The 12,474-nt window shown below is 59.6% G+C and carries 10 protein-coding genes; 8 read left to right on the forward strand and 2 right to left on the reverse strand.

Going from position 1 to position 12,474, the window contains the following annotated elements; translation table 11 throughout:
- The first annotated feature begins 18 nt into the window (after nt 1-18).
- Both RDL77_RS05770 and RDL77_RS05775 read left to right on the forward strand, forming a co-directional pair.
- The gene (locus RDL77_RS05770; RefSeq protein ID WP_223614689.1) at nt 19-555 is read left to right on the forward strand and encodes a DUF1003 domain-containing protein; all 537 of its coding nucleotides are present in this window, start codon (nt 19-21) and stop codon (nt 553-555) included.
- An 18-nt stretch (nt 556-573) separates the two neighbouring features.
- A complete protein-coding gene (locus tag RDL77_RS05775) occupies nt 574-1,509 on the forward strand; it encodes an alpha/beta hydrolase (protein ID WP_288192117.1) in 936 nt (311 codons plus the stop codon).
- Between the two features lie 22 nt (nt 1,510-1,531).
- On the opposite strand, the gene RDL77_RS05780 is transcribed toward RDL77_RS05775, so the two are convergent.
- Both RDL77_RS05780 and RDL77_RS05785 read right to left on the reverse strand, forming a co-directional pair.
- Nucleotides 1,532-3,832: an FdhF/YdeP family oxidoreductase gene (locus RDL77_RS05780; RefSeq protein ID WP_288192118.1), complete on the reverse strand. Its 2,301-nt coding sequence runs from the start codon at nt 3,830-3,832 to the stop codon at nt 1,532-1,534.
- A gap of 258 nt (nt 3,833-4,090) precedes the next feature.
- Complete coding sequence (locus RDL77_RS05785) at nt 4,091-4,609, reverse strand: DUF992 domain-containing protein (protein WP_223614686.1); 519 nt, start codon at nt 4,607-4,609, stop codon at nt 4,091-4,093.
- A gap of 301 nt (nt 4,610-4,910) precedes the next feature.
- On the opposite strand from RDL77_RS05785, the gene RDL77_RS05790 reads away from it, so the two are divergent.
- The 6 genes from RDL77_RS05790 (at nt 4,911) to RDL77_RS05815 (ending at nt 12,466) form a co-directional block, all read left to right on the forward strand.
- The gene (locus RDL77_RS05790; RefSeq protein WP_288192119.1) at nt 4,911-5,819 is read left to right on the forward strand and encodes a LysR family transcriptional regulator; all 909 of its coding nucleotides are present in this window, start codon (nt 4,911-4,913) and stop codon (nt 5,817-5,819) included.
- 183 nt (nt 5,820-6,002) lie between these two features.
- Nucleotides 6,003-6,947 (forward strand): ABC transporter permease, encoded by a 945-nt coding sequence (locus RDL77_RS05795; protein ID WP_223614684.1) that lies wholly within the window; start codon nt 6,003-6,005, stop codon nt 6,945-6,947.
- Nucleotides 6,944-7,762 (forward strand): ABC transporter permease, encoded by an 819-nt coding sequence (locus RDL77_RS05800; RefSeq protein WP_223614683.1) that lies wholly within the window; start codon nt 6,944-6,946, stop codon nt 7,760-7,762. The genes RDL77_RS05795 and RDL77_RS05800 overlap by 4 nt, the downstream gene beginning before the upstream one ends.
- Nucleotides 7,759-9,390: an ABC transporter ATP-binding protein gene (locus tag RDL77_RS05805; protein ID WP_288192120.1), complete on the forward strand. Its 1,632-nt coding sequence runs from the start codon at nt 7,759-7,761 to the stop codon at nt 9,388-9,390. Before RDL77_RS05800 ends, RDL77_RS05805 begins: the two co-directional genes overlap by 4 nt.
- 22 nt (nt 9,391-9,412) lie before the next feature.
- Nucleotides 9,413-10,957 carry an ABC transporter substrate-binding protein gene (locus RDL77_RS05810; protein ID WP_288192121.1) on the forward strand — a complete coding sequence of 515 codons (1,545 nt, stop codon included), beginning with the start codon at nt 9,413-9,415 and terminating at the stop codon, nt 10,955-10,957.
- A gap of 60 nt (nt 10,958-11,017) precedes the next feature.
- A complete protein-coding gene (locus RDL77_RS05815; RefSeq protein WP_288192122.1) occupies nt 11,018-12,466 on the forward strand; it encodes a M20 family metallopeptidase in 1,449 nt (482 codons plus the stop codon).
- Nucleotides 12,467-12,474: the final 8 nt, after the last annotated feature.

Genomic DNA, 12,474 nt, shown 5'->3' on the forward strand with positions numbered 1-12,474 from the left:
GCCACAAGGAACGATGCGATGACACACACGGACACTGAACACAGAGGCCTCTGGGAAACCGAACGGGCGTTGCTGCATCATTTGCGAACGGTCCGCCGCCGGGACAGGGGCCTCAAGCCGGAAAAACCAGGCGACGGGCTGACCAGCGGCCAGAGAATTGCCGATCAGGTGGCTGCGACGATGGGCTCATGGAGTTTCATCATCATCCAGACCACGATCCTGTTCTTCTGGATCGTATTGAACGTCACCGCCTATATCCAGCACTGGGATCCCTACCCGTTCATTCTCCTCAATCTTGCGCTCTCCTTTCAGGCGGCCTATGCGGCGCCCTTCATCATGATGAGCCAGAACCGGCAGCAGGATATTGACCGGAAAGAAGCCGAGCATGATTACCGCATCAACATCAAAGCCGAGCTGGAAATCGAATTGCTGCACGAGAAGATGGAGCTGCTTCACCAGAAGATCGATCTTCTCAAGGACAAGGAAGTTCTGGCTTTGACGGAGTCGATCCAGAGGCTTTGCGACCAGGGCCAGGCACCAAAGGCTCAAAGGTAAATCGCAAGGAAGCAAATGATGGTGACCCGTCGAACGGTATTGGCTGCACTTGGTATCGTCGCATACCCGGCAAGGCTCTTTGCCAGCACGGCCGACACGGTCATTCCGCTCTGGCCCGCAACGCCGCCCGGCGGCGGCGGTCCGGCAGGGCCGATCAATGTCAGCGCCAAAGGAGCGGTCAGCAATATCGCAGCCCCGTCGATGGAGGTTTTCCAGCCGGCAAAGCCGAATGGCGCAGCGGTTCTCGTGGCAGCGGGCGGCGGCTACAAACGCATCGAAATGAAGAAGGAGGCTCTTTCGGCAGCCCGCTGGCTGATCGACCGGGGCTTTACCGTCTTCACCCTGACCTACAGGCTGCCCGGAGAAGGATGGAATGCCGGTCCGCTGGCGCCGTTGCAGGATGCGCAACGTGCTTTGCGCTTGATCCGCCAGAACGCCAGCCGCTTCGAAGTCGATCCGGAACGTCTTGGCGTGCTCGGGTTTTCTGCCGGCGGGCATCTGCTTGGAATGGCGTCCGTCCGCTCGGCTTTCCCTTCCTATGAGCGGATCGATGCGGCGGACGGCCTGTCTGCCCGGCCGTCGTTTTCAGCACTGATCTATCCCATCATTACGCTGGAGCCGCCCTACGACCACACCTCGACACGGCGCATCCTGATTGGCACGCATCCAAGCCCGGAACGGAGTGCGGACTGGTCTGTTCAAACCCATGTTCGCAGCGGGTGCCCTCCCATGTTCCTTGTTCAGGCGCAGGATGACCCCATTTCCGACCCGGCAAATACCCGCATCATGGCAGACGCCTGCAAGCGGGCGGGTGTACCCGTGGAACTGCACCAACTGGCCAGCGGTGGTCACGGTTTTGGAATGGGCGAAAAGGATACGACGACCGGCGTGTGGCCGGACTATTTTTCTGCCTGGCTGACAACTGTCGCCTCAGCGGCGTCCACGCGCCGCTGACGTATCGCCCCCTGCCCATCGATCAGGCGGCACGGGTGATCCGGATCGGAATCGATTTGAAAGACGGCGTTCCCGACTGCTGGTCATAGTGGGACAGGGCGACCAGCGTGTTCAGTTCGGGATAGTACCCAGCGGCAGAGCCGCGAGGAATATTGTAGGCCACGGCGGTCAACCGCTTGACCCGGCGCGGTCGGTCATCAGGATCGGCATGATCGCGCGCTGCTTCAACATCGAGCGTATCGCCATCGGCCAAGCCACGTTCGGCCAGGTCCTTGGCATTCAGAAAAATCACATCCCGCCGCCCGAACACGCCACGATACCGGTCATCCATGCCATAGATCGTCGTGTTGTACTGGTCATGGCTGCGGATTGTCGTCAGCGTCAGCACGTTGGGTTCCAGAACGCGCGGATCCTCGCTCAAGCCCTTCGCCACCAGGAAACAGGCTTTCTGGTTCGGTGTTTTCCATTCGCGATGCGAGGCGGGTACGCTCAGGCGAAACCCGCCCGGCTCCCGGATACGCGCATTGAAATCCTTGAAGTCAGGGAAAACAACTTCAATCTTGTCGCGGATCCGGCTGTAATCCGCGATCATGGCGTCCCATTCGATGCCGTAACGGTCACCCAAAGTCGCCTTTGCCATGCCCGCGATGATAGCGGGTTCCGACCGCAGATCGCCGCTGGGCGGATTGAGAAAGCCGCGCGAGGCATGCACCATCGACATGGAATCTTCAACGGTCACGGATTGCCGGCCTGTGGCCTGAACATCGGCGTCGGTACGCCCGAGAACGGGCAGGACGATGGTGGTCCTGGCCGTCAGCAGATGCGAGCGGTTGAACTTGGTCGTCAGGTGCACGGCAAGATCAAGTTTGCGCATCCCTGCAAACGTTGCATCGGGATCAGACATGGCGACAGCCAGATTTCCGCCGAGACAGACGAGCGCCTTGGACCTGCCGTCGATAATTGCCTCTATCGCTTCGATGGCATTGTGCCCCTTGGCGGCGGAAGGCCGGAAACCGAACGCCCGCTCCATGCCGTCGATGAGCGCGGCATTGGGAATTTCGGTAATGCCGACGGTACGGTCGCCCTGCACGTTGGAATGACCGCGCAAAGGGCATATGCCTGCACCTTCCCGGCCGATATTACCGCGCAGCATCAGGAAGTTGGCAATCTGCTGAACGTTTGCCGTGCCATTCCGGTGCTGGGTGATGCCCATGCCGTAGCAAAGGATGACATTTTTGGATTTTGCATAGACATCGCCCGCACTTTCGATTGCACTGCGGGTAAGGCCCGACATGATCTCGATGTCCTCCCAGCGCGTCGCGTCGATATCCTCTCTCAGAGCTTCGATGCCTGACGTATGTTCGGCAATAAAATCGCGGTCGAGGATTCCCCTTCCACCGCGCTCCAGATCGCGCCGGTCAAGCTCGAAAACCCTTTTCATCATGCCCTTGAGCACCGCGACGTCGCCGCCAATGCGAACCTGATGATAAGCCGACGCAATATCCGTCGAACCGAGCGTGGCCATTTCGACCGGGCTTTGCGGCGAGGCAAAGCGTTCGAGCGCCCGCTCCTTCAGCGGGTTGAAAACGATGATGGGCGCACCGCGCCGCGCCACATCGCGCAAGGTCGCCATCATGCGCGGATGGTTGGTGCCGGGATTGTGGCCGAAGCTGAAAATGGCATCGGCATGATCGAAATCCTCCAGGGTGACGGTTCCCTTGCCAACGCCGATCGAGTGCGGCAGCCCCACGCTTGTCGCCTCGTGGCACATGTTCGAGCAATCGGGAAAATTATTGGTCCCATAGGCCCTCACGAACAGCTGGAACAGGAACGCGGCTTCGTTCGAGGCTCTGCCTGAGGTATAAAACTCGGCCATGTTGGGATCAGGCAGAGCATTCAATTGCGCTCCGATAAGCGCGAAAGCCCTGTCCCACTCAATGGGCACATAGGTGTCAGCCGCTGCATCGTAAATCAGCGGGTCGGTCAAGCGCCCCTGATCTTCCAGATCATGATCCGACCAGTTCCACAATTCCGAAACCGTATGCGATGCAAAGAAGGTTGGCCCGATACGCTTGGCGGTCGATTCCCAAGTGACGGCCTTTGCACCGTTTTCGCAGAATTCGAAAGAAGAGGTGTGTTTCGGGTCCGGCCAGGCACAACCGGGACAATCAAACCCATCCGGCTGGTTGGCTTTCAAAAGGGTCGCCGCTCCCTGGGCAACAATCTGCTGCCGGGCAAGACTCTCCGCCACTGCCTTCAATGCACCCCAACCGCCTGCCGGTGCATTGTAGCGTTCAATACCCTCCGGTCTCTTCCTGGGCATGTCGTACTCCTTAGAACTGGTCAACGATGGACAGATCGGCCGCGTGTCATTGTAGCAGATAAGTGCGATGCCGCATGCTGTTCTTCCGATGATACGACGCTTTCCCGCGCGAAACCGGAAAGCCCCGGAATTTCATGATGGGTGGCGGGAAGCAGGTTTCAGCGGCTCCCAAACGGAAATGGGCACCGCCGAAACCTGTTCGGCGGTGCCCACTCCAATGCAACCCTCGCACCGCGGCGCGAGGAAAACCAGCCAGTCCTAGTTGGCCGAGGCAAGCGTCATCGACGTGCCGGTGGCAGCAACGTTCAGACCGATCTGGCCCGTGACGCTGATTGCCTGCAGGTGAACGGAGCCTGCGGTACCACCGAACAGCACATTGGTGCCGATACCGGCGCCGAGTGTGGCTTCCGCTGTCGCACCGCGATAAACGCCGCTCAGCGAACCCTGGTGGTAACCAGCGGTCGGTGCAAACACAGCCCAGACGAGGCGGCTGCGTGTTGTAAACCCGAGATCGACACCCAGCTTCTTGATCGCGCCGGTATAATGATCCGAACGCTCACGGCCGACTGTGGAACGGAAGACACAATCGACTTCCTTGGCCGAACCAAGCACGTAGCCGACGCCGCCATCGATATCGCAGGTGAGATAGCCGATCCTCACGCCGTTGCGCGCGTCCGGCTCCTGATAGGTCGCCGGCATATCGGCTGCAACAGCGACCGTTGCACCAGCAATTGCCAACGACGTGGTCGCAAGTGCCATAGCAAGTGTCTTCTTCATCATACTCTCCTTCTCAAATTGTGACCGGTGCACCGCAATCGATCCTCCAGCCCACAAATTCAGCAACAGGTTACAGAAGGTATCGCAGGGCGATCTCATTCGATATACCTGAAGCAACACATGTGAAGGCGTGCCGGAATGCGCAAGTGACAGACCATTCACAATTCGCCTCCCAATGGGACATTTTGAAGGCACGTGACGGATTGTTTACGCAAAATTAACAGTTTAGCTTCGACGGGGCTCGGCCTGTTCCATCGAATCGAGACACAATCGCCCTGTCCATGAGATCTGTGAGAATCCAATGAATGTCCGGCAGCTCGAAGTCCTGCGCACCCTGCTCGTTACCGGCTCCACAATTGCAACGGCGCGGGCCATGGGCCTGAGCCAGTCGGGCGTCAGCCGCCTGCTGCAGCAGCTCGAAGCCAACCTGTCGATGCAGCTGTTTGCACGGGACAAAGGCCGGCTGATCCCGACACCGGAGGCGGAAAAGCTCGCCTATGACGCCGAACTCGTCCTTGCCGGAATAGACCGCTTCACCAACCTTGCGCAGGACCTGCGCAGCGGGGCCGTCGGGCCTGAATCAGTGCGCATCGCCCTGCCCAACAGCCTTGCCGACCAGTTTACCCCGGATCTTCTCGCGGATTTCGACAGGGATTTTCCGCGGGTGCGCATAGAAACGTTCTTCGACACGTCGGGCGCCATCACCCGCCTGATCGAACAGCGCATCGTGGATTTCGGTTTCCTGCGCTATGAAGGACAGCAGAGCACCAGCGTCGAGCTTGAGGTGGTCGTGAGCGGCCGAAAGGTATGCGTCATTCCCGCAGAACACCCCCTCGCCGCCCTGGACATCGTCACGCCCAAAGATTTACGCAATATTCCGTTGATCCTGACCGGCCGCAACAGGCCCACCCGCATGAAACTCGATGAGATCTTTCGCCAGGCCGGTGTGACGCAGACCGTCAAGATCGAAACGCACAGCAACAATTCCGCCTTTTCCTATGCCGCGCATGGGCTTGGGATAGCCATCATCAGCAGCTTCTTCGCGCACCTGACCAAGGATACAAGGATCGTCATACGGCCCTTCGATCCGCCGCTCACGCAGAGTTTCGGCCTTGCCAAGGCGGCTGGCGTTCCGCTGTCCATCGCTGCCGAAGCGCTCAGCAGGCGGATGAAGCAGAGGCTTCTCAACGTCGAGGGCCCGCAAAACTGAACGGATAGCTTTCCGCCCTATTGGATGGTCCCGACACCCCACAGCAAGTACCCGCTTGCATAGCGCTATGACATTTACTCATAATATTGCGCATGGTTTTCACATATGCTCATAGTCCGGCACACAATGGCCAGATGACTGCGGGGAACTTCCGCGCAGCCAAAAGAGCAGAATGGGAACCACGTGATCAAATTTATACTCGGCCGAATGCTGATGGCTGTGCCCACGATTGTCATCGTGGCAGTGGCAGTGTTCACCCTTATCCGCCTCATCCCGGGCGATCCGGCAGCTCTCATGCTTGGGGATCTTGCCGAACCGCAGCAGATCGCCGCCCTGCGTTCCACGCTGGGGCTCGACCAGAGCATTCCGGTGCAGTTCATGATCTGGGTGGGGCATCTGTTCAATGGCGACTTCGGCAAGTCCATCGTTACCGGTGAACCCGTCCTGCACCTCGTGCTCTCACGTTTTTTCATCAGCGCGCAAATCGTTGTTCTGGCGGTTCTGATTGCAAGCGTGATCGCCGTCCCGGCCGGTGTTATCGCGGCGTGGAAACAGAACAGCCTCACCGATCTCGCGCTTGTCGGCACGGCAACAGTTCTCCTGTCCATTCCCACATTCTGGCTCGGACTGCTGCTGCTGCTTTTCTTCGGGCTGAAACTCGGCTGGGTGCCGGTGCTCGGCTACGTCTCGGTGACGACGGACTGGAAGGCCGGGCTTATCTACATGGCCCTGCCGGTTGCCACCCTCTTTATCCACGAGATGGGTGTGATCATCCGCATGGCCCGCGCATCCACGCTGGAAGTCTTGCGCCTTGACTACATCACTCATGCCCGTGCGAAAGGCCTGTCGGAACAGGCAGTTCTGTGGCGTCACGCCTTCAAGAACGCCTTCGGTCCGACCTGGACCATGATCGGCCTGATTCTTGGCAATCTGCTCGGTGGTATTGCGGTTATCGAAACCGTATTCTCCATACCGGGCCTCGGCCGCCTGCTCGTCGACAGTATTTTCCAGCGCGATTATCCCGTTATTCAGGGCTGTCTCCTGCTGGTTGCGGTTGCCTATGTCCTGGTCAACCTCGTCGTGGATCTTCTCTATCCACTCTTTGATCCACGGGTGGTGGCGGAATGAAAAAGCTTACATTCAACGGGGTGATCGGTGGCACCATCATCACCCTCCTCTTTATCGTCGCGGCCATCGGCATGCTCTGGACGCCGTTCGATCCGATGAAGCTCAGTTTTTCCGCGCGTCTGGCCGCACCAAGCGCAGCGCATCTTCTCGGCACCGACGAGTTCGGACGGGATGTCCTGAGCCGGCTGATGGTCGGGGCACAGGCCAGTGTCTGGATCGGCTTTGCAACAGTCTGTTTTGCTGTGTTCTTCGGCACCCTTATCGGCCTGATCAGCGGTTATGCACGCGGCTGGGTCGACGGCGTCATCATGGCGTTCAACAATGCCCTGCTGGCCTTTCCCGGTATTCTTCTCGCCCTCGGACTGCTCGCGGTTTTCGGCGCCAACCAGTACGGCATCATCTTCGCACTTGGGATCGCCTATACCCCGTCGATGGCGCGTATCGTGCGCGGTGCCGTCCTGTCCCTGCGCGAACGGGAATTCATCGAAGCCTCCAAGGTCATGGGCAACAGCGAAATCTATACGATTCTCCGCCACATCCTGCCCAATTGCCTGGCACCGATTACGGTTCTGGGGACATCCATGTTCGGCTGGGCGATCCTTTCGGAAAGTGCGCTGAGCTTCCTCGGCCTTGGCGTTCCGCCGCCTGCACCCACCTGGGGCAACATGCTTGCCGCCGGCCGGCCGTTCATCGAACAGGCAGCCTGGCTTGGCTTCTTTCCCGGCCTTTGCATCGCGCTGACCCTTCTCGGCATCAACCTGCTTGGGGATGCCCTGCGTGACAAGCTCGATCCCCGCATGAGAGGTTTGAAATGAGCAATCAAAACGCGCTTCTCAGTGTTCGCGGGCTGACGCTTGAGGTCATCCACAATGGCGGCGCCGTCGTCAAAGATGTGAGCTTCGATGTCTCACCCGGAGAGATCGTCGGTATCGTCGGTGAATCCGGGTCGGGCAAGACGCTGGCGACACGGTCGATCATCGGACTGATTGCGCCGGGCATCCGGCATGCCAGCGGTTCGATCGTTTACAAGGGTCAGGATACGCTTCAGGCCAGCGACCGCACGTTGCGGCGTTTGCGTGGCGGCGAAATCGGCGTCGTCTTTCAGGAACCGATGACCTCCCTCAATCCGTCGATGACCATTGGCCGCCAGTTGGAAGAAGGACTGATTCTCCACACCAAGCAGACACCCGAGATGCGCCGGACCAACATCCTGCACATGCTGACCCGTGTCGGCCTGAAGGACCCGGCCGGTGCATTGACCGCCTATCCGCACGAATTTTCCGGCGGCATGCGCCAGCGCATCATGCTGGCTTCGGTCATGCTCCTGAAACCGGCCCTGCTGATTGCCGACGAGCCAACCACCGCGCTGGATGCCGTCGTGCAGCGCGATGTCATGGAACTGATGGTGGAACTGACCAAGGAGCAAGGGACCGCCGTCCTCCTGATCAGCCACGATCTGCCGATGGTTGCCCGCTACACCCATCGTTTTGTCGTGATGGAACGGGGTGTGGTGGTCGAGCAGGGGACGACGGAAGAAATTCTCTCAAGACCGAAGCATCCCTATACGCGCAAACTGCTGTCCTCCCTGCCGTTTCGCGGTGACGTGCGTGTCATCGACACGAGCGTCAGCCCGATCGTTTCAGCGCGCGACATCGTGGTTGATTATGCCGGACGCAAAAGCCTGTTCAAGAAAGGCATTGCCAAACGCGCCCTTCATGGCATCAGCATCGATATCCATCCGGGCGAGGTGGTGGCTTTGGTCGGCGGCTCGGGCTCGGGGAAAACCACGCTCGGCCGCACCATCGCCGGACTGGTCAAGGAAACCAGCGGCGAAATCCTGTTCCACGGCAAGCGCCGTGACAGCGACTGGTTCAACTACCGCATGAACTGCCAGATGGTTTTTCAGGATCCCTATTCGTCGCTCGACCCGCGCATGACCATCATGGCACTTGTCGAGGAAGCGTTGCGACTTATCCCCGACCTGACGGCGGCGGAAAAAAAGCAGCGTGCTGCCGATACACTCGAAGAGGTCGGCCTCGGCAAGGCTTTTGCCGACCGCTATCCGCACCAGCTTTCCGGCGGTCAGCGTCAGCGCGTTGCCATCGCCCGGGCGATCGCGCGCCGACCCAAATTCCTCATCGCCGACGAACCGGTATCGGCCTTGGACGTGACGGTGCGCGCGCAGGTTCTCGAGCTCTTTTCAAACCTGCAGAAGCGTTATGGCTTTTCCTGCCTCTTCATCAGCCACGATCTCGGCGTTGTCGAGCAGATCGCCGACCGGGTGATCGTCATGCAGGATGGCCGGATCATCGAGCAGGGAGACCGGAACGCAATCTTCGATACCCCGAGGGAAGCCTATACGCGCAAACTGCTTTCAGCCATTCCCGCACTGGATCTCAACGACAATGGCGGCGTCAAACTCAAATGGCGGCTGGACGCCTGAACCTATGGAAAAAGAGTGGAACATGAAAAAGATACTTCTCGCAGGCACAATCCTGATGACGGCCGGCGGCCTTGCTCAGGCCCGTGACATCAATGTCGCGCAAAGCTCGGATATTCGCAGCAACGTCCCCGGCGTCAACCGCGACGGCAACACCGACTCCGTCATATTTCATCTGGTCGAAGGGCTGGTGGGCTATACGGAGAACGGCGATGTGAAGCCGCTTCTCGCCCAATCCGTCAATGTGTCGGCGGACGGTCTGACCTATACATTCCCGTTGCGCGACAATGTAAAGTTCCACAATGGCGACCCGCTGACCGCTGCCGATGTCGTGTGGAACTGGAACCGCTATATGGCAGAGGACACCAAGTGGACCTGCCGCGCCGATTTCGACGGCAGCCGAACCGTCAAGGTCACCGGCATCGAGGCTGTCGACGCCCATACCGTCGCCGTGAAGATCGCATCGCCTTCGGCGGTGTTCCTCGGCCTGATGGCACGGCCGGAATGCGGCTACACCGGCATTATCAGCCCGAAGTCGGTGGCGGCCGACGGCAGTTTCGTCGCTCCCATCGGCACAGGGCCGTTCAAGTGGGGTGAATGGAAGCGCGGCGAGTATGTCCGTCTGGCAAAATTCGACCAATATGTATCGCCGCCGAACGACGGCAAGCCGGATGGCATGGTTGGTTCCAAGCGCCCCCTGGTGGACGGCGTAAAATTCACGGCGGTTCCCGATGCGTCCACGGTCCAGGCAGGCCTGCTGGCAAGCGCACTGGATGCGGGGGGAGTGCCCGCCGATCTCGTCCCGGAACTGAAGGACAACGGCGCGATCCAGCTGATCATGAAGCGGAACAACGGCAAGAATCTTCTCTACATCCAGACCCGCGATCCGGTGCTGAGCAAAGCAGGCGTTCGCCGCGCCATGGCCGCAGCCCTCGATCTCGACGATCTGGTCGGGGCTGTTTCCAACGGCACCGGCGCTGCCAATGCCTCCATGGTGTCGCTGGACTCGATCTACTATTCCGACGTGCAGAAGAAGCGGATTGCCACCGATCTTGAAAAGGCCAAGAAAGAGCTCGCCGAGTCCGGTTACAAGGGCGAAGTCATCAAGATCATTGCCAACAAGCGCGGCAATGTTCCAAGCTATCCCGTCGCCGTGGTTGCCCAGGCCATGATGCAGCAGGTTGGCCTCAACGTGCAGATCGAAGTGCTGGATTACGCCACCCAGGTCGACCGGCGTCGCAGCGGCAACTACCAGGTGATCTCGCAGTCGGTGACGCCGCGCCTCGATCCCGCTCTGATGTACAGTTTCTATGTCGGCAACAAGGACAAGAACGCCTCCCTCATGTGGGATAATCCCAAGGCGATCGAGCTGATGGATGCGGCCTACCGGGAAGCCGACCAAAGCAAGCGTCAGGCCATCTTCGACCAGTTTCACGAGCTCATGCTGCAGGATGTGCCGGGTATTTTTCTCTATGACCTGATGGATCTCTGGGGTGCGTCGAAGAAAGTGCATGGCACGCCCGTATGGCAGTCGAATGCACGGGTTTGGGAAGTATCGCTCGACGATTAATTTGAAGGTTTGTTTGCGGGCGTTTGTGCCCGGACATTGAACAACCAAAGGGAAGACATGATGACCACCAAGCAAACTGTTGCAGCCATTGCTGCAACTGTCGACCGGTTGCAGCCTGAATTTGCTGCAATGAGCGACGCCATCTGGGACTATGCGGAGTTGAGCTTTTCGGAACACCAGTCTGCGCAGACGCAGATTGCCATGCTGGAGAAGCACGGCTTTCGCATCGAGCGTGAGATCGCCGATATCGAAACCGCCTTTATCGGCGAGGCCGGTCATGGCAAGCCGGTCATCGCCTTTCTCGGTGAATTCGACGCCCTTGCCGGATTGAGCCAGAAGGCAGGTATTGCCGTCGAACAACCGGAGAAATCCGGGAGCACGGGGCATGGATGCGGGCACAATCTGCTCGGCACCGGTTCGATGCTGGCCGCCGTTGCCCTGGCGAAGCACCTGGCGGAGAACAAATTGCCGGGCACCATCCGCTATTACGGCTGCCCCGGCGAAGAGGGTGGCTCGGGAAAAACATTCATGGCCCGCGCCGGTGCCTTCGATGATGTGGACACTGCGCTGACGTGGCATCCCGCACCGTTCAACGGTGTGCGCTCCACCAACAATCTGGCGGTGCTGGAGATCTACTATCGTTTCAAGGGTGTGGCGGCGCACGCGTCCAATGGCGCCCATCTCGGCCGCAGCGCGCTCGATGCGCTGGAACTGATGAATGTCGGCGTCAATTTCCTGCGCGAGCACATGCCGCAGGATTGCCGTGTTCACTACGCCATCACGGACGCCGGCGGGAAAGCCGCCAACGTGGTTCAATCCCGCACGGAAGCGCTCTATCTCGTGCGCGCGCCGGAACTGCCCGTGGCGCTTGATCTGGCGGCGCGCGTTGACCGGATCGCCAAAGGCGCGGCGATGATGACGGATACCGAGGTCGAAATCGTGTTCGACCGGGCGGCAACAAACCTTCTGCCGAACATCACCCTCGAAAGTGCAATCCACGCCAATATGGTCGATCTTGGTCCGGTCCCGTTTGACGAAAGGGATGTTGCCTTCGCCCAGGAAATACAGAACACGCTGACACCGGAGGCCATCAAGAGCAGCGTCCGGCTCTATCAGATCAAAAAGGACGTGTTCCTCAACGGCAAGGTTGACGGTTCCAGCCCGCTGCATCTCGGGCTGCGCGACTTTGAAGGCGAATCGCATTTCCGCGCCGGTTCGACCGACGTCGGCGACGTCAGCTGGGTCACGCCGACCGCACAGTGCTGGGCACCCGCATGGGCCATCGGCACCGCCCCGCACACCTGGCAGGTGGTGGCCCAAGGCAAGAGTCCGGCAGCGCACAAGGCTTTTGCCCATGCGGCAAAGTCCCTGGCTTCGACCGGCCTTGATCTCATTCTCAATCCCGGTCTTCTGGCCCAGGCTAAGGCGGAGTGGCTGGAAAAAACCGAAGGACGCCCCTATCAATGCCCGATTCCGGCGCATATCGGGCCGAAGATCGACCGTCCCTAGAACCCCGG

The organism is uncultured Phyllobacterium sp. (assembly GCF_902479695.1).
GTDB classification, from domain to species: domain Bacteria; phylum Pseudomonadota; class Alphaproteobacteria; order Rhizobiales; family Rhizobiaceae; genus Phyllobacterium; species Phyllobacterium calauticae.

Bases quoted from the DNA above. Each gene is read 5' to 3' on its own strand.
- RDL77_RS05770 (WP_223614689.1), top strand. From the start codon at position 19: ATGACACACACGGACACTGAACACAGAGGCCTCTGGGAAACCGAACGG.
- RDL77_RS05775 (WP_288192117.1), top strand. From the start codon at position 574: ATGGTGACCCGTCGAACGGTATTGGCTGCACTTGGTATCGTCGCATAC.
- RDL77_RS05780 (WP_288192118.1), bottom strand. From the start codon at position 3,832: ATGCCCAGGAAGAGACCGGAGGGTATTGAACGCTACAATGCACCGGCA.
- RDL77_RS05785 (WP_223614686.1), bottom strand. From the start codon at position 4,609: ATGAAGAAGACACTTGCTATGGCACTTGCGACCACGTCGTTGGCAATT.
- RDL77_RS05790 (WP_288192119.1), top strand. From the start codon at position 4,911: ATGAATGTCCGGCAGCTCGAAGTCCTGCGCACCCTGCTCGTTACCGGC.
- RDL77_RS05800 (WP_223614683.1), top strand. From the start codon at position 6,944: ATGAAAAAGCTTACATTCAACGGGGTGATCGGTGGCACCATCATCACC.
- RDL77_RS05805 (WP_288192120.1), top strand. From the start codon at position 7,759: ATGAGCAATCAAAACGCGCTTCTCAGTGTTCGCGGGCTGACGCTTGAG.
- RDL77_RS05810 (WP_288192121.1), top strand. From the start codon at position 9,413: ATGAAAAAGATACTTCTCGCAGGCACAATCCTGATGACGGCCGGCGGC.
- RDL77_RS05815 (WP_288192122.1), top strand. From the start codon at position 11,018: ATGACCACCAAGCAAACTGTTGCAGCCATTGCTGCAACTGTCGACCGG.